The sequence below is a fragment of the Rothia sp. HMSC072B04 genome, assembly GCF_001813725.1.
Lineage (GTDB): Bacteria > Actinomycetota > Actinomycetes > Actinomycetales > Micrococcaceae > Rothia > Rothia mucilaginosa.
The window spans coordinates 252,565-276,470 of record NZ_KV813803.1 but is presented as its reverse complement, the minus strand read 5'-3'; the positions used below and the strand labels follow the sequence as shown (position 1 = coordinate 276,470).

Genomic DNA, 23,906 nt, shown 5'->3' with positions numbered 1-23,906 from the left:
CCGGTATCCAGCAACCTTTAGCCGGTAACCCGTTAGCTTTTGCGGTAGACATTCACCGATTCGATCCGGAAGGATTCCCAGCATGCGCCATTTGAACTTCCCTAAGGCTCAGCCCCCGTATAACCCGGAGGAATGGGCGGGCGTGAACCCGCGCTACTCCCACCTTCTGGAGGTGCCCACCTCCGCCCCCATTGAGCAGCGGGCGCAGCAGGCTGGCGCGCGCCGCTGGCACTACCTGGATAACCTTCCGGTGCTGGTCGAGCAGGGTTTGGAGCCGATTGGCACGATCCTGTGCGTGCACGGTAACCCGACCTGGTCGTACCTGTGGCGTACCGTGCTGGATGCGGGCGTGAATGAGCGCGCCCCGTGGCGTGTGGTTGCGGTTGATCAGATTGATATGGGTTATTCGGAGCGCACCCACCTGGATTTGGAGGGTGAGCGCCGCTCCCTGACCGACCGTATCGCTGACCTGGGTGATTTCACGAAGGCGCTGGGCCTGGATGAGACCGATAAGCCGGTCGTGACTCTCGCCCATGACTGGGGTGGGCTGGTGTCCTTTGGCTGGGCGCTGGAGCATCGTGAGATTCTTTCGGGCGTGATGCTGACGAACACCGCGGTCTACCATGACGGTATTGAGAATATCCCTGCTGCCCTGCGCCTGGCGTTGGGTGTGCACGAGTGGGGTACTCACGATTCGACCGCGTTTATTGATGTGACCTTGGGTTTGGCTCAGAATGAGGGCCGCCTGCCCGCGCCGGGTTCTGTCGGTGCCGGGGCGCTTGATGGTGCCCTGCCGCAGCCGGTGGGTCAGCAGCCCAAGCGCCTGTACCCGAGCCCTCTGAACGAGGCGATTTACCGTACGTACCGTGCGCCGTACGCTCATTCGGCGTGGCGTGAGGGTGTGCGTAATTTTGTGGGCGATATTCCGACCGGCACCGATATTCCTTCCTATACGCCGATGCAGCGTATTGCCGAGCAGATCCGTGACCTGGATGTGCCCGCGTTCTTCCAGTGGGGCACGAAGGACCCGGTGTTCCAGCGCCGCTACCTGTTCGACCTGATGGAGCGCATGCCGCAGGCGAAGGTGCACCGCTACGAGAAGGCCTCGCACCTGGTCATTGAGGATTACGATATTGCCTCCCCCATGATTTCGTGGCTTGCGCAGACTTTCGGCACGCTGGAGGACGGCATGCTGGTTCCGGCGCGTAATGCGGAGGCGGAGCATCGTGCCGCCCGCGCGCGCCGCCACGGTCTTACTGCCGGCGAGGGCGCTACCGCTGAGGGCGCTGTTCCCGCGGCGTTCCGCCCCATGCTCGCCGCCCTCACCGAACGCGCCAACGACACCTCCGTAGCCGTGGTGGACATGGACCCCAAGGGTGACGGCACCTCCGTCTCTGTGACCCTGACCTGGGCTGAGCTGAACCAGCAGGTCAACGCCGCCGCGACCCGCTTGCATGCCCTGGGTGTGCGTCCGGGTGACCGCGTGAACCTGATGGTGCCTCCGGGTGCCCGCCTGACCACCCTGATTTACGCCTGCATGAAGCTGGGCGCGGTCATTGTGGTGGCTGATACCGGCCTGGGCCTGCCGGGTCTGACTCGCGCGCTGAAGGGCGCTAACCCGAGCTTCCTGGTGGGTATTCCCGCCGCGCTCAGTGCCGCCCGCACCCTGCTGTGGCCGGGTGTGCGTATTTCTGTGGAACCGCTGGGTTCGGTGCAGGAGAAGCTGCTGGGCGTTGTCGGTTCGGTGTTTACCGCTCCCGCCGCCGATGGCACTCCGGGCGCGCCGGTGCCCACCCCGACCGTGGTGGAGTTCCCCTCCCCCGTGCCGGATGCTGATGCGGCGGTGCTGTACACCTCCGGTTCGACCGGCCCGGCTAAGGGTGTGGTGTACACGCAGCGTCAGCTGGCTGGTATGCGCGACGCCATTGCGAACACGTACGGTTTTGCGCCCGGTAGCGGCCTGGTGGCTGGCTTCGCGCCGTTTGCACTGTTGGGCCCGGCGCTGGGTGCTACCAGCGTGACCCCGACGATGGATGTGACCCGCCCGAAGACTCTGACGGCCTCTGCTTTGGCGTCGGCTGCGGCGGCTATTGATGCGTCGGTCGTGTTTGCTTCCCCCGCCGCCCTGGTAAATGTGGTGGCGACTGCCGATGAGCTGAACGCTGAGCAGCGTGCGGCGTTGGCTAAGGTTCAGACCGTGCTTAGTGCTGGCGCGCCGATTCCCGTGCCGCTACTGGAGGCGCTCTCCGCGCTGGTGCCGAACGCATCCCTGCACACCCCCTACGGTATGACCGAGGGTCTGCCGGTGACCGATGTGTCTTTCGAGATGATTCGCCAGGCGATTGCTGAGGGCACCCCGAATGCTGCCGGTGAGGTGCTCGACCCGTTCGCCCGTGACGGCGTGTGCGTTGGGTTCGCGGTGTACGGTGCGGCGGTGGCTATTGCGCCGCTACTGCAGGACGGTTCGGTGGCGGATGAGCTGACCCATGAGCCGGGTGTGACCGGTGAGATTCTGGTGTCGGCGCCCCATGTGAAGGACCGCTACGACACCCTGTGGGTGACTGAGGAGCAGTCCATTAGCACTCCGGGTTGGCATCATACCGGTGACGTTGGACACTTGGACGCTTCGGGTCGCCTGTGGGTTGAGGGCCGCCTCGCGCACGTGCTGCTGACTTCGCAGGGTGTGCTGACCCCGGTTGCGGCTGAGCAGTCCGCCGAGTCCCTGCCCGAGGTGCGCCGCGCCGCCCTGGTGGCGGTGGGCCCTGCAGGTACTGCCGCCCCGGTGCTGGTCATTGAAGCTTCCGCAAATACTGCCGCGTTGGAGGCGCGCCAGTCGGCGTCGGGTCTCAAGCGTGCCCTGCTCGATCGCGTGCCCGGCGCTCGCCGCTTCCCCATTGCGGAGGGTGTGGCGCCCTTCGAGCTGTCGCAGCTGGTGCGTCAGAAGGTTGCCGAGGATACCGGCGTGGAGCTTGCCGCAGTGCTGGTGGTGCACGAGCATCCGACCGATATTCGCCATAATTCGAAGATTGACCGCCCCGCCCTGGGTGAGTGGGCGTCAAAGGTCCTTGCGGGGGCGTAAGCGCCTGCCGGATCCCTATGTCTAAGGAGTATGATGTCCCCTCATTCTTCGCGTGAGTCCTCTTCCCACGAGTCCGCACCCCGCTTGTCTGCGTCCCGCCTGTCAACTTCGCATGCGGTGACCTCCCCGACGGCTCGGTTCCGCAAGCCTGCGCAGCCGCTGGCGGCGCGCTACACCGACCCCGCCCCGCGTTCGCTGCGCCCGATTGAGGAGCCCGATTTCGCGCCGCGTATTGGCGAGCGCATCCTCTTTACCGGTGCCAGCGGTCTGCTGGGTCGTGAGAGCGTGCTGGCGTTGCTGCGTGCCGGCTATGATGTGCGCGTTTTTCAGCGTGGTGATTCGGGTATTGCGGCGCTTCTGCCCGATTCGATTCGCCCGCGTTTTGAGCAGGTGCGCGGCGATATTACGAACGCGCAGGCTGTGGATTTGGCGATGACCGGCGTGAACGGCGTGGTGCATGCCGCGGCGAAGGTTTCGGTCAGCGGCGAGTGGGCTGATTATGAGCGCATCAACATTGAGGGCACCCGCACCCTGTTGCAGGCGGCATTGAACCATTCGGTGGGTTCGTTCCTGTACATTTCCTCGCCGTCGGTGGCTCATGCCGGCGCGGCAATTGTGGGTGATGGTGCCGGCGTGGCGTCCCCGGAGCATGCGCGCGGTAACTATGCGCGTTCGAAGGCTGCCGCTGAGCTTCTGGCGCTGGAGGCGAACAGCACTGCCCTGCCCGGTGGCGGGGTTTTGCGCGTGGGTGCGTTGCGTCCTCACCTGATGTGGGGCCCGGGCGATACCCAGCTGGTCGAGCGCATTCTGGAGCGTTCCGCCGCGGGCCGTCTGCCGCTGCTCTCCGGCGGTACGGGCCTGATTGACACGCTCTACATTGATAACGCCGCGGACGCCGTGGTGCGCGGCTATCAGCGCCTCGACGCTTTTGCGGGCAAGGCGCTGGTGGTGACGAACGGCCAGCCGCGCACTATCGCCGAGCTTCTCGGTGGTTTCTGTGAGGCGGTGGGCGTTCCCGCCCCGCGTTTCTCGGTTCCGGCGAAGGTTGCGGCCCTGGCGGGTAAGGTCATTGAGCGCGTGTGGGAGCGTCTGCCGAAGAACGTAACCGCCGGTGACGAGCCGCCCATGACGGAGTTCCTTGCCGAGCAGCTGTCGACCGCGCACTGGTTTGATCAGCGCCGCACCCGCGAGCTGTTGCAGTGGGAGCCCTCCGTGTCGATTGAGGAAGGCTACGAGCGCCTGGGCCTGTTCTACGGGGATAGGTACAGCCGCTAAGTCGCTTCTTTTTGGGTCGGCTCCCCCAGCCCTTTCCCAGCCCAGCTTTAAACGAATGACGGCATAGCTACATCCCCCGTGTGGGAGGAACGTAGCTACGCCGTCATTTTTGCGCCGGAGCGTCTATCTAGCGTGATGCTTTACGGAGCCTTTATCTAGCGTGCGCTTTTACCTAGCCCGCGCTTTTGTCTAGCCCGCACCTATACCTAGCGAGAGCGCGGCGCCCGCTGGCAGTGCGGGCAGCGGTAGGAGGAGCGGTTCTGAAACGGCTCTCGCACGATGAGGGAGGTGCGGCCCGCCTCCGCGCAACGGTGGCAGGGCTCCCCGGCACGACCGTAGGCGTTCAGCGAGCGCTCAAAATAGCCAGACTCCCCCAGCACGTTCACGTACAGGGCGTCGAAGCTCGTGCCGCCAGCCGCCAGGGACTCGCGCAGCACCTGCGTGACCGCCTCCAGCAGTTCGCGGGTCTGCGCGGCGCTCAGGGAGCGTGCGGGCTTCGCGTAGTGCAACCGCGCACGCCATAGCGCCTCGTCGGCGTAGATATTGCCCACCCCGGAGATCACCGATTGGTCCAGCAGTACCTTCTTAATGCCGCTGGAGGTGCGCAAAAACTTGCGGCGCACCGCCGCGGGGTCGAAGAACTCATCCAGCGGGTCGCGGGCAATGTGCTTGACCGCTTCCGGCACTAGAAAACGCTCGGTTACGGCGCTAAAATCGGTGCCGCCCTCGGGCGCTGATTCACCGGGCGCTGCTTTATTCGTTGCAACCGCCGCGGGTACGTCCGGTACCAGCGGGCTGAGGAACATGCCGCCGAAGATGCGCTGATCCACGAAGAGCAGCCGCTGCCCGGTGCTCGCCCGGTTGATGCTCGCCGCGCCACCGGTAGCTCCCGCAGCGCTGGTAGCTCCTGCCGGTCCCAGTTCTAGCGCCACGCGCAGGTGCCGCGGATGCTCGTCAAAGGCCGCGCGAGCCTCCGAATCACTACCCGAGTCACTGCCGGAATCACCGTCCGGCTCATCGCGCACGAGCAGCTGACCGCTCATGCCCAGATGCACAACGAGCGCCTCATCGGCAAGCGCGCCGTCCGCCTCGCTCAGGGTCAGCCACAGGTACTTGCCGCGGCGGTAGGCACCGCGCAGCGCCCTGCCGGTGAGTGCCGCCTCAAAGTGGGTGGGACCGGGCAGGTACCTGCGCAGCGAACGGGCATCGACCACGCGCACCGCCCGCACGGGCCGACCCAACGAATGGTCGGCGATACCTGCACGAACGGTTTCCACCTCGGGCAGTTCGGGCATGATTCCCTCCAATCAGCGGGGCTGCAGAATCAAGAGACCGCAGAGCTAACAGACCTGCAGGATGCTTGAATGAGCCTAAACCAGAACGCGGTACGCCTGCTCAGCGGCAAGACGCTCCGCCTCCTTCTTGCTCGGACCCACACCGGTACCGGTCTGCTGGTTTGCCACAATAGCGACCGCAGTGTACACGCGCGCGTGATCGGGGCCCTCGCCGGTAACCTCGTAGCGCACGTCTCCCCAACCGCGGGCGGTGGCGAGGTTCAGCAGCTCGGTCTTCCAGTCGCGTCCAGAGTTCAGGACCTTCTCATCGTCAAGCAGCGGGGCAATCAGGCGCAGCACCAGGTCACGAGCCGCCTCGCGACCGCACTCCAGGTAGGTCAGACCGAAAATCGCCTCCATGGTGTCGGCAAGAATCGAGTCCTTATCGGCGCCGCCGGTGTGAATCTCGCCCTTACCGAGCAGGATGTACCTGCCCAGATCCAGGTCGCGCGCCACCTTCGCCAACGCCACCGTAGACACCACCACGTGGTGCAGCTTCACGAGCTCACCCTCGGGCAGGTCGGGGTAGCGTCGGTACACTTCTTCAGCGATCGCCAGGGAAAGCACCGAATCGCCCAGGAACTCCAGGCGCTCATTATGCTCCACTCCGGGATTCTCGAAGGCGTAGGAGCGGTGGGTTAGGGATAGCAAAAACGTCTCGGCGTCGATATCGACTCCGAGACGTTTACGCAACTCCCTAGTATCAACACTAGGAAATTCAGTCATAAGGATTCACCGCTTCTTAGGCGTCTGCAACCTTACGGCCCTTGTACTCCAGGAACAGGGCGTTGCCTGCAGCGTCGGTTACAACCTTTGCCTGGTGGGGCAGGCTGTAGGTCACGCGACCGTTTTCAACGGTCTTAACCAGCTGGGGCACGGATGCCTTCCACTGGGAACGGCGTGCGCGGGTGTTAGCGCGGGACATCTTGCGCTTGGGAACAGCCACAGCTATCTCACAATCTCTAGTAACAACAATTTAGTTTTCGGTATCTGCACCGAGCAGGCCCTGCAGGGCCGACCAGCGCGGATCCAACACCTCGTGATGATGCCCGGGGTCATCCTCCAGGCGCGCACCGCAATCGGCGCACAGACCCTGGCAGGTGTCCCTACAAACAGGCTGGAACGGCAGTTGAAGGATTACTGCGTCCCGCAGAGCCGGTTCAAGGTCGATGGAATCATCCTCAACGGCGTACTGCTCATCTACTTCGTCTTCGGGGCCGCCAGCCGGGGCCTTCTCAAAGACGAAAAGCTCTTGAATATTGGCCGACATCTCGTAATCAATCGGATCCAAGCAGAGGCTACACTCGCCGTGTACATCCACAACGACGGAGCCGGTAACTAGGATACCATCAACAACAGACTCCATACGAATATCGAGGTCAATATCCGAACCCTCTTCCACGCCGATGAGCGTGTTACCCAGGTCTGCCGGTGCGGGCAGAACCTCAGTGAGAGTTTCCATGGTGCCGGGGCGGTGAATCAGGTTAGTAACCGATACCACCAGCGGCGATGCGTCTGCACGTGAAATGGCGTTTCTCCTTACGAAATGTATAAACCAAAGTCCCATTTTAGGGGTCATTCGCACCGTTAATCAAGATTAAGCGCCTTTTAAATCTCTTTAAGTGGCGCTCACCTCTTAAATATCCCCTTAAGGAGGCGCCGCGCGGCACTTAATCGGCCGGTCGGGGCTACTACTGGGGGACTTAAGTGCCCGGTCGGCGGTGCGAGTTGCCTGGTTAGCGGTAGTTTGCCTTGTCGGTGGGCATGTCGGGCGTGTCGGATGGGCGCGCCCGCCGGTTTTGCCGGGCTCTCTACTAGGCGTTTTTCAGGGCGCGGGCGACCGCCTCCGGCACGAAGGGAGTCACGTCACCACCCAGCGACGCCACCTCACGAATAATCGTGGACGACACCGCACCGTAGCGGTCCTCACCCGCCAAGAACACCGTCTCAACCTGCGCCAGGTGGCGGTTCATGCTTGCCATCGGAGCCTCATAGCTGTAGTCCGTCGCCGAACGCAGACCCTTCACCAGCACCTTCGCGCCACGCTCCGCCGCGTACTCGGCAAGCAGCACGCCCGGCGGAATCGGCTCCACGCTCACACCCTCAATGCCGAGCTCCTGCAGAGACTCACGCACCAGCTGCACGCGCTCCTCCAGGGAGAAACGGTACTTCTTGGAGCTATTGTGCGCCACGCCCACGATCACCTTGTCAAAGAGCTGAGCGGCGCGGGCAATGATTTCCAGGTGGCCGTGGTGCACGGGGTCAAAAGATCCGGGGCAGAGGGCAATCATGGCGGTCCCTTCACGAATAAATATCAGAGGTTGGAATGAGTAGATGCGGGCGAATTTAAGATGCGGGTTAGTGGCATGCGGACGAGCGCAGGCTGAGGTAGCAAGATCGGGCGGTGAGATGCGGCGGCAATCTTAGGCGGCGAGCTCTTCAGCATCCTCGCCAGATTCGTTGCCGAACTCGTCGCCCGCCTGCTCCTCCACCTCGTCAGGCTCCACATAGTAGAGAACCGTCTCACCGTGCTGACGGGTCGAAAAACAGTACAGGCCCTCGCCCCACACCGGCTCCGGGTCGCGTGAAGAACGCTCCACCACGACCACGGCACCCTCGGCAAGCTTGGGGGTGAGCGCCTCCAGCAGCTCACTGACCTGCTCATTCGGCATGGCGTAGGGCGGGTCAACAAACACCAGATCCCACGGCCCGGAGGCGGACTTCACGTAGGTCAGCGCCTGAGACTGCTGCACGCGCGCCGCAGAACCGGTAGCACCAGAAGAACCGGTGCGGCCCATCGCCTTCTCCACCGCGGCAACGTTCTTGCGAATCACCGCAACAGCCTTCGGGTACGTATCCAGCAGAGTCACGGAGGCGGCACCGCGTGAGAGTGCCTCGCAGCCCAGCGCACCCGAGCCACCAAAGGCGTCCAGCACGCGGGCGCCACGAATAATGTCGTAGCTCTCCAGCTTGGAGAAGAGGGATTCCTTCACCCGGTCGGTGGTGGGGCGAGTATTATCCCCCGGAACCGAGGCAAGGCGAACGCCTCCGGCAGCACCGGAAATAATACGGCTCATAGGTCTCTCCTCTTAACTAGTGCGGTGTGTTGACGTCAGGGTTTCAGCGAGTGGTGGGCAAGGCTGGTTGATGGGCGGAGCGGGCAGAGCGTTCTGCCCCGTTGGGCGCTTATCCCCTGCCGAGGAACGCCTCACGGTCAGCGTCCAGAGCGCGGTCAATCGTACGCGCCAACGACGGGTGCTTAGCCAGCGTCGGGTCCTTCTCCACCACCGAGCGGGCATCCTCGCGGGCACGCTCAATAATGTCGGCATCGGCGAGCGCCCGCAAGAACCGCAGGGTACTCTTCGAGCCCGATTGTGCAGCACCCAGAATATCACCCTCACGGCGCTGCGCCAGGTCGATGCGGGAAAGCTCAAAGCCGTCCGTGGTGGAGGCGACCGCATCCAGACGCTCTCGGGACACGCCGCCCTCCTCCTGGCGGGTAACCAGCAGGCAGGTGCCCGCATAGCCGCCGCGGCCCACACGACCGCGCAGCTGGTGCAGGCCAGAGATGCCGAAACGGTCGGCGTCCATGATGATCATGAGCGTGGCGTTCGGGACGTTCACGCCCACCTCAATGACGGTGGTGCTGATGAGCAGGTCAATTTCGCCGCGCTCGAAAGCGGTCATGACGGCGGTCTTCTCCGCCGGGTCCATGCGACCGTGCAGGGTGCCGATACGCACGCCGACGAGGGCGTCCTCAGCGCTCAGGTAGGAGTACATTGAGGCGACCGAGGTCAGCTGAACCTTGCCATCGCTACTAGCGCTACCGCCCTGACCGAAATAGCCCTGGGCAGAGTTGCCCGCGCCAGTTCCAGAGCTGTTGAGGCTGGATGCGCCAAAGAACGCGGCGCCCTCCTCCAGGCTGTCGCCGTCCTCCCCGATTTTGGGTACGACAACATACACTTGGTGGCCCGCGTCGATTTCTTCGCGGGCGCGCCTCCACAGCCGGGACGCCCAGGCGGGCTTCTCGGCGAGGGGCACCACGTGCGTTGAGATTTTCTGGCGGCCGGCGGGCAGGGTGTCGAGCACGGACACGTCCAGGTCACCGAACACGGTCATGGCGACGGTGCGCGGAATAGGCGTTGCGGTCATGACCAGGCGGTGCGGCAGGGCGCCGTCGGTGCCGCGCAGACCGTCGCGCTGCTCCACGCCGAAACGGTGCTGCTCGTCCACGACGACCAGACCCAAATCGTGGAAGCTCACCTCGTCGGAAAGCAGGGCGTGGGTGCCAATCACAATCTGGGCGGTACCGTCGGCAAGCTCCTGCAGTACCTTGCGCTTGGCGCGGGTACCCATGGAGGCGGTCAGCAGGCGCACACGCACACGGTCGGGTTCCTCCTCGCTCCCCGCGGGGATTCCCTCGGCAGAACCGGCGGAAGAATCGTCAGAGTCTTTGGGCGCCGCCATATCCCCCAGGATGTCCAGCACCGAACGCAAATGTTGCTCGGCAAGCACCTCGGTCGGGGCGAGCATCGCGGACTGGCCGCCCGCATCGGCAACCTGCAGCATGGCGCGCAGAGCCACCACGGTCTTACCGGAACCCACATCACCTTGCAGCAGGCGGTTCATGGGCGATTCACTCGACAAATCCGCGGCAATCTCAGCGCCCACCTTCTGCTGCCCTTCGGTCAGCTTGTAGGGCAGAATCTGAAGCAGCCGATCGGCGAGGCCGCCCTCCACGGCGGGGCGCGGCTGGGTCAGGTGCGCGGCACGCACCGAATGCAGGCGGGCGAGCGCGCTCTGCAGCACGAACGCCTCGCGGTAACGCATCTGCGCCTGCGCGGCACGCCAGGTGTCCTCCGAGTCGGGGGTGTGCAGGGCGCGGTACGTCCACTCCAGCGAGGGCACCTTGCGGGCGCGACGAATCGTGTAGGGTACCGGGTCTTCAAGTTCTTTGAGTGGCACCTTTTCGAGCAGCTGCGCCATGTAGCCGCTAATGCGGTCGGTGGGCAGCTTCACGGGGGCGCGGTAGACGGGCACGGGGGCGGTGGCGGCGTCGGTGACGTCCGCGCCGGAGGCGTCCTTCGAGAGCAGGGCGTAGTGCGGGTTGGTGAGGGTGTACTCGCCGCGGTAGATGCCGACCCTGCCGGAGAACATCATGGTTTCGCCCTCGTGGATTTCACGGGCGGCGGTCCAGGCGTTGAAGAAGGAGAGCTTCATCTGCGAGCCAATGAGCGCACCCACACCGGGGTTCGTGCTCGGGCTGGGTGCGGGCACGCCAAAGAGGCCTCCCTGCACGAAGCTATCCTGTGCAAAACTATCCTGGCCGTAGCTATCTGCGTAGCCGCTATAGGAGGCGGGCTGGGCTCCCCTGCCTTGGGCGGTGTTAGCGAGCGCGTTAATGCGCGGGTTGTGCATCCCGGTCGCCTGCCAATTCTGCGCGGGCACACCGGATACGCTGGATGCACTGGATGAACCGGGTCGGTTAGCTCGTCCGGGCACCACGGATACGGGACCGCCAGCCCCGTAACCAGCAGCACCAAAACCGGCAGGTGCGTCCTGCCCGGTTGCGTCGGAGAGCCGGTCGGTGATGGTCACTTCCGTGATTTTGCCTCGGCGTGCCGCCATGGTTCGGGTGCTCACGTGCACCACGCGGGCAATGATGGTGACGTCCTGACCTTCGACGAGTTCGGCGAAGGAGCTGAGCTCACCGCGCGGCAGGTATTTGCGCGGGAAGTATTCGAGCATCTCCCCGACGGTGTGCAGATCCAGATGCGTGGCGATTGCCTTGGCGCTGGGTGCGGGCAGGTACTTTTTGAGCGGCGCATTTTCGATGCGGTCTTCGGAGGCGTAGCGCGCCAGGGCACGGCTTTTAGCCTCCGCGGCGGCTGATGTGGAGGCTGCAGTGGGCTTCTCAGCCGCAACCTTCTTGGAAGCGGCCTTCTTCGCGGAAGTCTTCTGGGCAGGAGCTTTTTTCGCAGGGCTTTTCTGTGCAGTGGTTTTCGGCTTTGCCGGGGTTTTCTGCGCAGGGGTTTTCTGCGCAGTGATCTTGGAATCAGCTACCTTCTTCGCCGGGGCTTTAGAGGTGCCCGATTCTTTGGCGGTCTCAGCCGGCGCCTTCTTGGTGGTCTTCTTGGTCGTAGCAGGTTGAGCGGCAGGCGTGTTCTCTGCGGAAGCCGTTTTCTTCGCTACGGTCTTGTTGGTCGCGGGCTTTTCAGCTTCTACCTCGGGCGTGCTCTTCTCCGCAACGGGCACCTTCTGCGCAGACTTCTGCTCGCCCTCTTCGCTCGCTTTCGATACCTTCTGCGGGCGCGCCGAAGCAGCCCGCACGGGAGCTTCACTCTCCTGCGGGCTCGGTTCGTTCTGAACTAGTTCTTTCTGGGCAGGTGCCTTCTGAACCGTCTTCATCTGGGTAGGGTTCTTCCGCGCGGGCGCTTTCTGAGCGGGCGCTCTGCGGGTTGACTTCCTCTGGGCGGAATCCTCAGTCTGAAGCGCTCCCGGCTGAGCCGTCTGTCGTGCCGCCAACGCAATATCGACCAGCTCGTAGAGAGCGTCGTCGGTCATGGTGTGCGCGGCGGGGCCCAGCGAATGCTTGAGGGCCTTGAGCGCCTTACGGTAGGGTGCACTGGCGCGCTGTGCAGCGCGTTCGCTCAACTCGGCGCGGCTCACCTCGCCTCGGGCGTAGGCGGCAAGATCGCGCACGGTCAGCTCGGCGGTGGTGCGGAGCTGCTCATCGCTCAGTAGCGGCGCACCCTTTGTCGCTCGCTGAGCTTGGGTCACAGGCTCAGTACGGGTCGCAGATGCGGCGCGGGTAAGCTCCACAGCCGTTGAGGCTACGGGTTCGCGCTGCGCTACCTCAGCCTGCACTGCCTCAGACTGCTCTACCTCAGCCTTAGCAGGCTTAGTCTTTGCCGGTGCAGTCTTGGTGGGCGCAGCTTTGACCGGGGCAGTCTTGGCGGGAGCAGACTCAGGAAGCCCCAAGTCCAGGGCTTCCTGTTGTGGATTTACGGAACGTCGGGCGGGGCTCATGCTCCGCCCTCCGCACCGCACGCGTGGTCGGCGTGACGACCGTCCGTCAGGGAGGAAATACGCTCATCCGACCACTGACCGTAGCCCATAATCAGCTCGCGGGCGGGGTCGATGTCGGGCACGTGCACGTGCAGCGCCCAGAGTCCAGCCGCCATGTCCAGGGGCGTAATGAGCAGGCTGTCGCCCATGGCTTCAAGCTCCGGGCGCAGTTGCGCCAGGGCGAGGGGCTCGCAGGTCAGCGTACCCATAAGCTCCCAGCCGCTCTGCTCCGCGTGTTCTGCGTGCTCGGCAGGTTCAGCGCCCGCCTGTTCAGAACCCACTCGTGCCGCAGAACCGGCTACAGAAGTCACACCGGTAGAGGGTGCACGCAGCATGGATTCCACCTGCGCCTCATGCAGGGTCGCACCCTCCCAACGCGGGTTGGAGTGCACCACGGCAAGGTAGAAGCCGAGCGCGCCGGCATCCACGAAACCGGCAAGCTCGGGTGAGGGCGGGAACTGCGCGGTACGTTCCAGAGCGGCACGCATCAGCGCACGTCGACGCTCTTTCAGCGCCCCATCAGCGGCTTCTGCGTCCTGCGATGCATCATAGTGTGCGTCCAGGCGGGCGAGCTCCACCATAACCGACAGCATCGTGGAGGGCACCATCTGCTCCCCCACACTGGCGCGAATACGCTCAGCCGCGAACGCCATCGCGCGAGCCTCCGCGTGGGCGTACTCCAGCTTCACTTCGCGATGCTTCGGCAGGGAACCGCCAGCCAGCACACGCTCGTAGTCTGCTTCCAGGGCGCGCACGAGCGGCAGCTCATCGCCCGCGTCGCCGAGCTCCCGAGCGAGGTTCCCGGGCAGGAACCAGTAGCTCCTCACCGCCTCCAGCGCCCAAGCGCAAAGCAGGGTACCGGAGTTGCCGCGCGCCACGCGGGATGCACGCATAATCGCATGCTCGTAAATACCGCCCAGCTGAATCCACAGGTGGGCGAGGGTTTCTTCTTCGGAGGTGCCCGCCGCCTCGGGCACGCATGTGCCCTCCCCGCCGGGATTTTCGCCAGCGGGAAGAACCTCGCAGGGCAGAACCTTACTGGGCAGAGCCTCACTGGGCAGAACCTGTTCCATGCCCCGCTCAAACTCTTCGGTCAGGGTCAGCAGGGTGTGGGCGATATTGGAGCCGGTGTCCTTATCGGGCACGGGGAACCCGTTGAGCTCGTTGAGCGCATCGCGGTAGCGTTCGATGGTGGTGCGGGCGGCGGTGGACCACGCTACTCCGAAGCGGTAGGCGCGCACGCAGGCGCGGCGGTAAATCTCGCGTTCTTCGGTGCGCTGGTTCTGTTCTGCGTTCACGCTACCCTCCTCGTCAGTTTCGTCGGTTTCGTCAGTTTCGCGCGGTTCCCGACTGATTTCTCAGTGCCCGCGGCACGGGCAGAATCCAGCCTATTTCGTACTTCTATTCTAGGCAATTTCGGTTAAATGTACGGTATTGCCCGTCGTCTATCCCGCGAGCTGAAAACACCTCGCGGCACTCGGTGGAACTCCTACGCAGAAGCTCCTACGCGGAAGCCCCGTAGTGTTCCCAGCCCATACCGTCCAGGGAGCGGCCATCCATGACCACCGCCGCGCCGGTCACCGCATTGTGGCGGCGCTCGGCACCGTAGAGCTCGGCGCTCAGACCGCGCTCCGGGGCGTCCGCAACACAGGTGCCCAGGGGCACGAACTCTTCGGGCACCTCACCGGGGAAGGTCGCCAGCAGGCCGTGGTCCTCTCCGCCAACCAGCACGAAGGTGCGCGCCAGGGATGCGGGGCTCTCCCCCGCCTCGTTGCGCTCACCAATCGCCAGCAGCAGGCGCGCCAACGGTAGCAGCGGCTCGGCGAACGCATCCACGGCGGCACGGTCGAGGCGCATCTGCACCCCGGAGGCGGCGGCAACTCGCCCGGCGTCCTTGACGAGTCCGTCAGAAAGATCCAGCATGGAGCTTGCCTTATGCTGGCGTGCCACCTCACCGGCGGGGATGGGGCTGACCGGGTGGTGCTGCGATGCGACGGCGCGCTCGCAGACCGCAATCATGTGCGCGGCATCTTCCGGGGTGAGGGTGCGGGCAAGCTCGATGAGCCCTTCGGGAAGAGGAGCTGAGCCTTCAGCTTGCTTCTCAACATGCTTCTTTTCCCACGCCTGTCCCACCGCATCCAGCGCCGCTTCGACTTCCTGGCCTGCGGCGATGGCACGCAGCAGTGCCGTGGCGGGCAGGGAGAGCGGGTTGAGCAGCAGGCGCAGACCGGCATCGGACCAGGCAGTACACCCCGCCAGGGCGATAGTGTCGCCGGTGCGCGCACCGGAGCGTAGCACGGCGCGATCCGTGTAGCCGAGGGCGGTGACGGTCACCGACATTTCGGTGGAGTCGCCAATATCGCCGCCGCCAATCACGCATTCGGTGGCTCCGCAGGCGTTGATTCCGTCCACAATGCCGTGGGCGAAGCCGTCAATCCAGCCGTAAGGAGTGCTACCGGGCAGGCTCAAGGAGATGAAGAGGCTCGCCGGGCGCGCACCCATGGCGGCAACGTCGGCAAGGTTCTGGGTCGCGGCTTTGCGCCCCACATCGTAGCCGCTACTGCAGGCGGGTTCCAGAATGAGCTCACCGTCTTCACCCGCCCGTGCGATACCGCCGGGCCACAGGTTCATGAAGTCCTGGTCCTCGACGAGAGTGTCGGTGGTGACCACGGTACGCTGACCGGGCGCGGCGAGGACGGCACAGTCGTCGCCGGGGCCCACCTCGAGGGGTTCGATATGCCCCGCTTGGCGTGCCGCAGCGGCAACCTGCTCGTTGTGGGCGTTGATAATCGGCATAAAAGCGCGCAGAACGCGGGACTCGCCCAGCTTTGAGAGAGGTGTCTCTCGCATGGGGTTGTCCCGCGTTTCGCTAAAAGTCTGAGGATTCACATCCTCTATTATCGCGTATTCTTACGCGTTATGTTTGCCTTATGCTCCGCGGCTGAAGTAGCGGATTGCCAGAGCAATCAGCACCAAACCGATGAGCGAGAAGAGGATCAGCGGTGCAATACCGGAAAGTCCGGAATCGTCCGCGTCCGCGTTCTTCACGGCCTGCTCCTGGGCGGCGTTTGCGCCGTCAGCCTTTGCCACGCTCTTTGCGGAGCGGCTGGCGCTAGCCGAGGTGGAGGAGCTAGGCGACTTCGAAGCCGATACCGAGCTTGAGGAGCTCGAGGGGCTTACCTCGCGGGAGTGGTCCTCGTCGGTCTTATTGCGCGAGAGGTATCCAGCAACCCAGTCAGCCGCACCCGGAATGGAGTCATTCGAGCCGTTATTAGCTGCGATTCGTCCGAGGGTGGTGCCACCAGAACGCAACGGATCGTCATCCTCGCCATCAAGCCTGTCGCTCGGTGCCTTGCTCGGTGAAGAGCTCGAAGATCCCGAAGAGGAACTTGCGGATTCAGAGGAGTTGCCCGGTCGCGGAAGCTCAATGGAGATGATGACATCTTCCCCAGAGACTTCCTGACGATTGCCGGGGACGGTCACCGGGTTGTTCGCCGGAGGAATCGGAGCAACAGGTTCGGTCTCGATCGGGGTAACCGATTTGGAGTCCGAGCTGTCCTTGTTATCCTCTACCGGAGCTACCGGAATCACGGGGATGACCGCGTCCTTGGTCGGCTCGTTAGTCGGCTCCTGCTTAGCTTCCTTGGAGGGCTCCTGAGTCGGATCCTGAACCGGGGCCGGAACAACTGGAACCTGAGAGGGCTCCTGAGTAGGCTCCGGGGTTACGTCCTTAGTCGGCTCGGGAACCGGGACGGGATCCTGGGTCGGCTCCGGATTCGGTTCCGGAGCGGGGTCCTGGGTCGGCTCCGGGGTCGGTTCGGGAGTTACGTCCTTGGTCGGCTCAGGAGTGGGCTCCGGGTTCGGTTCCGGAGTGGGGTCCGGATTCGGCTCGGGAGTGGGCTCCGGGGTGGGCTCTACCGTAGGCTCAGGGGTCGGATCCTGAGTAGGCTCAGGAGTTGCATCCTTGGTGGGTTCCGCGGTGGGCTCCACAGTAGGCGCAACGGTCGGTTCCGGAGTGGGAGCAACAGTAGGTTCTGCCGTCGGCTGGACCGTAGGCTCCGCAGTCGGAGCTACAGTCGGCTCAACCGTCGGAGTTGCGGTAGGAGCAACACTCGGTTCGGCACTTGCGCTAGGAGCTACGGTCGGCGTAGCGGTAGGTTCAGCGGTCGCATCCTTAGAGGGCTCTACGCTAGGACTCGCCGTAGCACTCGGGCTTGCAGTCGCACTAGCTGAAGCGGTGGGCTCGGCAGTAGGCTGCGCGGTAGCGTTCGGGGTAGGAGTCGCATCCGGGCTGGGCGTAGCACTTGCGGAAGGCTCGGCGCTAGCGGTGGGCTGAGCGCTCGAAGAAGCGCTAGGCTGAGCGGTGGGCTCTGCCTGCGCTTTGTCAGTCTTATTGTCCCCCTGAGCGGTGGGCCATGCGCTCACGGTTGCGAGCGTGGGTACTGCCGTCTGAGAGGAAGATGCCGCGTTTGCGGTGGGGTCCAGGGTTTGGCTTGCGGTGCCGACAGGGTTGGGCGGAACCTGAGACGCTGCCTCCTGCACATCTTGAGCAAATGAGGCTACGTAGGGGCTTCCGGAAGCAACCAGTGCTGTCGCCAGACTCGCAGAGACCACCTTACGGTTTCGTTTTCCCAAAGGTTGTCCTTGACTTTCTGATACGTTGTGAGTGAATAGATACCCAATCGCTAGGGCAGATTGGATATACCTTCATCTATTCTACCGAATCGGCTTTTTCTTCATTACTCATTTTAGCGCTTTCATACCAATCTTTGAGCTTCAAGATGTGCAACGACCATCAACAACATCTTTTCATTACCTAGAAGCATCATTTCATGCACTTGTGAGCAGAATTACGTTTTGCCTTATCAATACCACTTTAAAACTTGCACTCCACCATCCAAGCGACCCCGAGGCGAATATAAGTGATTTTTCTCATGAGTGAAAAACGAGCGATTCTCATAAGCTTTTGGGGCTCAATATGTACCAATTACCCATCCCACAAAGGCATTAACTTGCCCACCGCGCAAAAAGCGCCCCGGCGCGAATCCCTCAAGAATCCGCACCGAGGCGCCTTACAACAGGGGCTACTCCCCCGCCGTTACGTATTCAATAACTGAGCGCAGTCAAAACGACGGCGCGCCCAAGAACTAGCGCTACCTCAAGAACTAGCGCAGACCCAGGGGGCGTTCCATCGCCAGGGTCAGCAGCTCGCTAATCAGGTCGGTGTAGGAAATGCCGGTGCTCTCCCACATGGTCTTGTACATCGAAATCGGGGTGAAGCCGGGCATGGTGTTCACCTCGTTGATGACCAGGCGGCCGTCCTCAGTGTAGAAGAAGTCCGCACGCGACAGGCCCTCGCCATCCAGCGCCAGGAACGCCTTCACAGCCAGCTCACGCAGACGATCCTGCACATCCTGCGGCAGGTTCGCCGGGCACACGGTCACAGCGGAAGACTCAGAAACGTACTTCGCCTCAAAGTCGTAGAAGCCGTGGTCCTCGTCCACAACCTCAATCTCGCCGGGGTAGGATGCGCGCGGCATCTCGCCGTGGTGGCCATCGAGCACAGCGCACTCGATTTCGCGGCCCACAATACCCGCCTCAATAATGATCTTCGGGTCGTGGCGGCGTGCCTCTTCAATCGCGGGCACGAGCTCCTCCACCGAATCCACCTTGGTAATACCGAAGGAAGAACCTGCGCGGGTCGGCTTCACGAACATGGGGAAACCCAGCTTCAGCACGCGCTCCAGAATCTGCTCGCGGTCCTCGTGCTCCCACTGGCGGTTGGTGACAACCTCGTAGGGGCCGACCTCCAGGCCAGCGGACTCGAAAGCAACCTTCATGAAGTGCTTATCCATACCCACAGCGGATGCGGTCACGCCGCAACCCACATAGTGCAGGTCAGCCATTTCCAGCAGACCCTGCACGGTGCCGTCCTCACCGAAGGGGCCGTGCAGCAGCGGGAACACAACGTCTACCGGTGCAGTGCGGGTAACGTTACCCTCAGCATCCACCAGGGTCAGGCGGGAATCGCCGGCGCCCATCGGCAGGAACACCTGCTGGGTCCCCTCGGGGAACTCTGCGGTACCGCGTGTGCCAGCAGTCAGCTCGGCAAGCTGCTGCTCATCGGTCAGGTACCAGCGGCCGTCACGGGTAATACCGATAGTGATGACGTCGTAGGCGGTGCGGTCAATAGCGCCCAGAACGCCGGTAGCGGTAATGAGCGAAATCGGGTGCTCAGAGGAGCGGCCACCGCACAGCAGGGCGACGGTCTTCTTCTCGGTCATATATTTCTCCCTGTTCGTTTCGGGGCGTACCCGCCCCACTTACAGCCCATTGTATCGTCTCTTACGGGCCTTTCTGACACTAGTACCCAAGCTGCGGTAACCGCAGATACCGGGGTCATGGCGCACGGTGAATACGCAGCACAGGCCCATCAAATAAGGCGGTAATCAGCTGATGCATGTGCGCATCGTCGGTGGTGAGAGTGGCGGTGCGGGGGCGCCTGGGGTGAGTTTTTACCGGTTCCATCACACCTGTACCCGCCAGATGATGAGCGGTAATAGTTAGCACCGCCACACGTTCACGCCGCGTTGGAAACTCAGTGTGCAGTATCTGCCGCAGATATTCAGACACGTTCATGGTGTCCTCGGCAGAACCTGCGGCTGCGAGCACTATAGCGGTTTGAGGCAGCAGGTATGCCCATCGGCGGAATGCCATGACCCCCGTCATCTCCTCGGGGCACGAATCAGCCTGTTCGCCCCAGGGAACCACCACAATATCGGCGCTCTCAAGAGCCTCGTATATATCGGTGGTGTAAGTCACCGGAAGCTGGTGCGCGGTTTCTCCCATATCGGCGGGTTCCCACAGGTATACCGGGCGATCGCACTCGGTTTTTTGAGCTACCGACCCTGTAGCTGCAGCACACAGCGCCCCATACCCTGCGGAGCCCAACACAGCGGTGGTTACCGAGCTCAGGTTCATTGCGTGCTCTTAATGCCCTTCATGTTTAAGGGAACGCCCCAGTAGCTGAGGCGCCAACTCCTCAATGCCAATACGGCCCGAAAGCACAGCCACCACAGCCTCAACAATGGGCATCTCCACGCCGTGACGACGAGCCAACTCAGCCACCACCGGCGCCGACTTAATCGACTCAGCGGTCTGGCTCATATGCTCGTGCAGGCGGTCAGGGGTAACACCCTGAGCCAGCAGGCGGCCCGCCGTGTGGTTACGAGACAGCGGCGAAGAGCAGGTCGCAATCAGGTCGCCCATACCGGCAAGACCGCTCATCGTCGCAGCCTCACCGCCCAACGCCACCGCCAGGCGGGTAATCTCCGCCAGACCGCGCGTCATAATGGACGCCTTCGAGTTATCGCCGTAATTGCGGCCCTCGCAAATACCCACGCAGAGGGCAATCACGTTCTTCACCAGGCCACCAATTTCAGTACCAACCACATCCGTGTTGGTGTACGGGCGGAAGTAACCGCACGCAATCGCGTGAGCAACAGCCTCAGCCACCGGCAGGGTACGAGCCGCAACCACGGAGGCGGTAGGTTCCTCCCCCATGATTTCCTTCGCCAGGTTCGGGCCCGACAGCACGCACACGCGGTGCGGAATATGGCCAATCGCGCGCAGATCAGCACCACGCAGAGCCATGGATTCTTCCAGTTCCTCGGTAATGACCTGCGACATGCGCAGACCCGTACCGGTCTCCAAACCCTTCGCCAAAGACACCAGCATGGCGTTCGGCTCAATATAGCGGGCGAAGCTCTGCAACTGCGAACGCAGAACCTGCGCGGGCAGGGCAAGAACCACAATATCCGCACCGGCAAGCGCCGCGGGGGCATCCGCCGTGAAGTGCATGTTATCCGGTAGCTTCATTCCCGGAAAATAGCGGGCGTTCTCGCGGGTGCGCTCGCATTCAGCCATCACCTGCTCATCACGACCGATGAGGGTCACGCGGGTGTCATCGCCGCGCTCGCGGGCAGCGTCCGCCGCGATCTTAGCGAAAGCGGTGCCCCAGCTACCGGCACCGAGCACCGCAATAGACTGTACGGTTGCCGGAGGGGTAAATTCAGGGCTTGCTGCGGGGGTGCGTCCAAAGAAGGTCACGAAAACACCTGCCTCTCTTCCTTGCGAGGTTATTGTGCGAGTCCCTGACAGGCGCCTCAGCAAATAGCCGCGGCTTCTGTCAGGGCCTCTACGATTTTCCCAGCTGGGATGCTACTTTTCGTCCGGTTCGCCGAGCGCACCACCAACCGGACCCGAGGGGGTACCGGGGGCTTCACGACGCTTCGTGCGGGGGTTCCAACGACCCTCAGGAGCCTTCTCGCCGCGGATCTTCTCCAGCTCGGCGGTAATAGCGTCCAGCATGGCGTCGGTGACCACGCCCAGTTCGGTGCGGGTGTGCTTAGCTTCGGGGCTGGCGTCCTCAACGAGGGAGGCGATATCCAGCGCCTTACCAACCTGCACTCGCACGGTCTTGCGCGGGAACAGCGAAATCTTACGCTTCTCCTTGATGCGGCCGTCCTCGCTAGCCTCATCCACGTAACCGAGAATCTGCTCGTCACCCCAGTGCGCCACCGGGTAGACGGGTGCACCAGTCGCAAGAGCCAGACGAGCCGCACCGGTACGCGCCTGCATGGGCCACAGCTGCGGATCGTGGGTAGTGGTGCCCTCCGGGAAAATCACGACGGCACCGCCAGCCTCAACAATCTTGCGGGCAGTAATCAGGGACTTACGCGCATCCACCGAACCGCGAACCACAGGAATATGCGCGAGCTTGCGCATAATGTAGCCGAGCACGGGAGCACGGAACAGCGAATCCTTCGCCAAGAAACGCGGCAGGGCGCCCTCAACGAAAGCAGGGAAAGCCACGGTCACCGGATCAAGCTCGGTGGTGTGGTTAGCCACGATAATGTACCCGCCGCTGGAAGGCAGATTCTCGCGGCCGGTAATCTCAACGCGCGCCATGAGCTTGTACAGCCCGCGTGCGGCGTTACCGAGCACCTTGTACAGAGCGTCACCGTAAGCGGTGGGCTCAATCTCCGGCAGCGCTTGCTTTCCCTGCTGTCCGCTCATTAACCCTGAACCTCAACTTCCTCGGGCTCAACAACGACGATTGCTGCATCGGGCTTGGGAGCCTTCGACGCCTTGCGTGCCAGCACCTCAAAGTTGGCACCCAGGCCCTTGAGCTTCTCCTCGAAGTTCTCGTAGCCGCGAGCAATCAGCTCAACACCGCTCACGTGAGAGGTGCCCTTAGCAGCCAGCGCAGCAATGATGTGGGAGAAGCCGCCGCGCAGATCCGGAACCTCAATATCAGCGCCGGTCAGCGGGGTGGGGCCAGAAATAATAGCGGAGTGGCCGTAGCCCTTACCCTCAAAACGGCAGGGTGCGCCGCCCACGCAATCGCGCATAACAACGATATCTGCGCCCATCTGCTTCAGGGCGTTGGTGAAGCCGAAACGCTCCTCGTACACGGTCTCGTGCACGATGGACGCGCCCTTAGCCTGGGTCAGCGCCACCACGAGGGGCTGCTGCCAGTCGGTCATGAAGCCGGGGTGCACGTTGGTCTCAAAAACGATGGGCTTCAGCTCTGCACCGGGGGTGCGCTGAGCCGGGTGGGTGAAGCGAATACCATCAGCGGTCACCTCGTACAGGCCGCCCATCTTACGGAACTGGTTTAGGAACGCAGTCATGTCCTTCTGAGCTGCACCGCGCACGAAAATGTCGCCACCGGTAGCCAGCGCCGCAGAAGCCCAAGAAGCGGACTCGTTACGGTCGGGCAGGGACGCGTGATCGTAGCCGGTCAGCTCGTCCACGCCCTCAATGACGATGGTGCGGTCCTCGTTGATGAAGATGATCGCGCCCATCTTCTGCAGAACAGCAATCAGGTCAATAATTTCGGGCTCAATCGCAGCGTTGCGCAGGATGGTCTTACCCTTAGCACGCACACCGGTGAGCAGAACCTGCTCGGTAGCACCCACGGAGGGGTAGTTCAGCACAATCTCTGCACCCTTCAGACCCTCTTCGGGAACAATCAGGGTGGTGCCGGTTTCGTCGTCCTTCTCAACGACTGCGCCGAACTTGCGCAGTGCAGACATGTGGTAGTCGATGGGGCGGTCACCGATCTTGCAACCACCCAGGTTGGGGATGCGTGCGGTACCGAGGGTGTGTAGCAGCGGGCCCACCATCAGAATCGGGATGCGGGAATTACCACCGAAGAGCTGAATCTCCTCTGCGTTCTTTGCGGCGGTGGTTGCATCCTGTGCGGGGTTGAGGGTCAGAACACCAGCTTCGCGGTCGTAGTCGACCTTTGCACCGTGCAGCTCCACGAGGGTGGTAACGATTTCGACATCACTCAGGTCGGGAACGTTACGCAGGGTCGAGGGGGTCGAACCGTGCAGTGCTGCGACCATCGCCTTGGGCACCAGGTTCTTGGCGCCTCGAACGTGAACCTCACCAACGAGCGGAGTGCCACCTTCAATGCGAAGCTTGCTGATGTTCTCAGTCATTAAAAATCCTTTGTGGAGTCGGCTGGTTTAGGCCGAACTTTAACTTTAACAGTGTGCCGATGCGCCGTGTTCTGTCGTGCCGCACCCTTGCCGGTAGCAGGGCGAAACGGGCGCATATATTCATCATTATTCTAAGCCCTGCGTAAAGGTGCTCCAAACACTGAAGAACCTTTGGAACTCGTGACTGAGATTTTGCTCTGTTGTGTATGTGAAAAACCGCTCTGACCCCTCCTCAGAATCAGAGCTGGAAAAGACAAAAAGATACACAAATATTCACACTAATGCAAACATTTTCTGGTTCTTCGCCAAAATTTGACGTTAGCTTCTTCTTTTTGACGCACAAATTTGAACTTGAGAGCAACCTCGCCCCTACAATAGCGTGCACACTCGTGACCGCTGAGCGGTGCCTCCACTCTCAAGGAGAAACCAACCAGCTCTCAACTGCGGCATCGGCGCCGGCATTGCCGTCACTCCATGCAGTACGGAGCCTCACGGCAGGGAACGGGCGTGCATTCACTGCATACAACCTTGCGATAACGCCCAACTAAAACGGTTCGGCTTCCTGCTTCACTTCAACTTCAAAAATTCACTTCAACATCACCGTAAATATTCGAAAGTCAACTAAAAACCACGGCGTAT

General features: G+C 62.6%; 17 protein-coding genes. 2 read left to right on the top strand and 15 right to left on the bottom strand.

Annotated features, from left to right (window positions below):
* Nucleotides 1–82: 82 nt before the first annotated feature.
* A complete protein-coding gene (locus tag HMPREF2928_RS05525) occupies nucleotides 83–3,079 on the top strand; it encodes an alpha/beta fold hydrolase (protein WP_070687611.1) in 2,997 nt (998 codons plus the stop codon).
* Between the two features lie 33 nt (nucleotides 3,080–3,112).
* The gene (locus HMPREF2928_RS05520) at nucleotides 3,113–4,354 is read left to right on the top strand and encodes an NAD-dependent epimerase/dehydratase family protein (protein WP_070687609.1); all 1,242 of its coding nucleotides are present in this window, start codon (nucleotides 3,113–3,115) and stop codon (nucleotides 4,352–4,354) included.
* Nucleotides 4,355–4,560: 206 nt separating this feature from the next.
* Here HMPREF2928_RS05520 and mutM read toward each other — a convergent pair whose 3' ends face one another.
* The 15 genes from mutM to murA all read right to left on the bottom strand — a co-directional run bounded on the left by mutM (nucleotide 4,561) and on the right by murA (nucleotide 23,267).
* Nucleotides 4,561–5,649, bottom strand: a complete 1,089-nt coding sequence (gene mutM, locus HMPREF2928_RS05515) for a bifunctional DNA-formamidopyrimidine glycosylase/DNA-(apurinic or apyrimidinic site) lyase (protein WP_070687607.1) — start codon at nucleotides 5,647–5,649, stop codon at nucleotides 4,561–4,563.
* A 75-nt stretch (nucleotides 5,650–5,724) separates the two neighbouring features.
* Nucleotides 5,725–6,414 (bottom strand): ribonuclease III, encoded by a 690-nt coding sequence (gene rnc, locus HMPREF2928_RS05510; RefSeq protein ID WP_005508108.1) that lies wholly within the window; start codon nucleotides 6,412–6,414, stop codon nucleotides 5,725–5,727.
* A gap of 16 nt (nucleotides 6,415–6,430) precedes the next feature.
* Nucleotides 6,431–6,634, bottom strand: coding sequence for a 50S ribosomal protein L32 (gene rpmF, locus HMPREF2928_RS05505; protein WP_005505656.1), 204 nt, complete (start codon nucleotides 6,632–6,634; stop codon nucleotides 6,431–6,433).
* A 30-nt stretch (nucleotides 6,635–6,664) separates the two neighbouring features.
* Nucleotides 6,665–7,273 (bottom strand): YceD family protein, encoded by a 609-nt coding sequence (locus HMPREF2928_RS05500; RefSeq protein WP_012903341.1) that lies wholly within the window; start codon nucleotides 7,271–7,273, stop codon nucleotides 6,665–6,667.
* 229 nt (nucleotides 7,274–7,502) lie between these two features.
* Complete coding sequence (gene coaD, locus HMPREF2928_RS05495; RefSeq protein WP_070687605.1) at nucleotides 7,503–7,979, bottom strand: pantetheine-phosphate adenylyltransferase; 477 nt, start codon at nucleotides 7,977–7,979, stop codon at nucleotides 7,503–7,505.
* A gap of 132 nt (nucleotides 7,980–8,111) precedes the next feature.
* On the bottom strand, nucleotides 8,112–8,765 hold the full coding sequence (gene rsmD / locus HMPREF2928_RS05490; protein WP_012903339.1) for a 16S rRNA (guanine(966)-N(2))-methyltransferase RsmD: 654 nt from the start codon (nucleotides 8,763–8,765) through the stop codon (nucleotides 8,112–8,114).
* A gap of 109 nt (nucleotides 8,766–8,874) precedes the next feature.
* Entirely contained in the window at nucleotides 8,875–12,717 is a 3,843-nt protein-coding gene (locus tag HMPREF2928_RS08980; protein WP_083311384.1) for an ATP-dependent DNA helicase RecG, read from the bottom strand.
* Nucleotides 12,714–14,054 (bottom strand): DAK2 domain-containing protein, encoded by a 1,341-nt coding sequence (locus HMPREF2928_RS05480; protein WP_070687603.1) that lies wholly within the window; start codon nucleotides 14,052–14,054, stop codon nucleotides 12,714–12,716. The genes HMPREF2928_RS08980 and HMPREF2928_RS05480 overlap by 4 nt, the downstream gene beginning before the upstream one ends.
* Before the next feature lie 205 nt (nucleotides 14,055–14,259).
* A complete protein-coding gene (locus tag HMPREF2928_RS05475) occupies nucleotides 14,260–15,606 on the bottom strand; it encodes a thiamine-phosphate kinase (RefSeq protein WP_070687602.1) in 1,347 nt (448 codons plus the stop codon).
* Nucleotides 15,607–15,684: 78 nt separating this feature from the next.
* On the bottom strand, nucleotides 15,685–17,391 hold the full coding sequence (locus HMPREF2928_RS05470) for a PT domain-containing protein (protein WP_070687599.1): 1,707 nt from the start codon (nucleotides 17,389–17,391) through the stop codon (nucleotides 15,685–15,687).
* 530 nt (nucleotides 17,392–17,921) lie between these two features.
* Entirely contained in the window at nucleotides 17,922–19,040 is a 1,119-nt protein-coding gene (locus HMPREF2928_RS05465; RefSeq protein WP_070687596.1) for a D-alanine--D-alanine ligase family protein, read from the bottom strand.
* 115 nt (nucleotides 19,041–19,155) lie between these two features.
* Nucleotides 19,156–19,605 (bottom strand): hypothetical protein, encoded by a 450-nt coding sequence (locus tag HMPREF2928_RS05460; RefSeq protein WP_141752172.1) that lies wholly within the window; start codon nucleotides 19,603–19,605, stop codon nucleotides 19,156–19,158.
* 141 nt (nucleotides 19,606–19,746) lie between these two features.
* Nucleotides 19,747–20,865: an NAD(P)H-dependent glycerol-3-phosphate dehydrogenase gene (locus HMPREF2928_RS05455; RefSeq protein ID WP_070687594.1), complete on the bottom strand. Its 1,119-nt coding sequence runs from the start codon at nucleotides 20,863–20,865 to the stop codon at nucleotides 19,747–19,749.
* Nucleotides 20,866–20,976: 111 nt separating this feature from the next.
* Nucleotides 20,977–21,834 (bottom strand): lysophospholipid acyltransferase family protein, encoded by an 858-nt coding sequence (locus tag HMPREF2928_RS05450; RefSeq protein WP_070687591.1) that lies wholly within the window; start codon nucleotides 21,832–21,834, stop codon nucleotides 20,977–20,979.
* Nucleotides 21,834–23,267, bottom strand: a complete 1,434-nt coding sequence (gene murA, locus HMPREF2928_RS05445) for a UDP-N-acetylglucosamine 1-carboxyvinyltransferase (protein WP_005505632.1) — start codon at nucleotides 23,265–23,267, stop codon at nucleotides 21,834–21,836. Before murA ends, HMPREF2928_RS05450 begins: the two co-directional genes overlap by 1 nt.
* Nucleotides 23,268–23,906 lie beyond the last annotated feature (639 nt).